Origin of the sequence: Duganella hordei, assembly GCF_040369125.1 — a bacterium.
Lineage (GTDB): Bacteria > Pseudomonadota > Gammaproteobacteria > Burkholderiales > Burkholderiaceae_D > Rugamonas > Rugamonas hordei.
Genome location: NZ_BPWI01000064.1, coordinates 1 through 256, shown reverse-complemented (window position 1 = coordinate 256; position 256 = coordinate 1). Strand labels below are relative to the sequence as shown.

The window sequence follows — 256 nt, the reverse complement described above, 5'->3', positions numbered from 1 at the left end:
TCTCTCAAGCGCCTTAGAATACTCATCTCGCCCACCTGTGTCGGTTTGCGGTACGGTCTCGTATGACTGAAGCTTAGAGGCTTTTCTTGGAACCACTTCCGATTGCTTCAGCACCTAAGTGCCTCGTCCCAGTCCCTTGAATCCCGCGCCCGGATTTGCCTAAGCGCCTTCTATGAACCAGAAACTGCCTATTCCAACAGGCAGACAACCTTCCGCGATCCGTCCCCCCATCGCATCATACGACGGTGCAGGAATA

The 256-nt window shown here is 53.9% G+C and carries 1 rRNA gene; it reads right to left on the bottom strand.

The annotated features are described in order from the left end of the window. Positions 1–256, bottom strand: a 23S ribosomal RNA gene (locus tag ABWW33_RS33055); the annotation flags it as partial.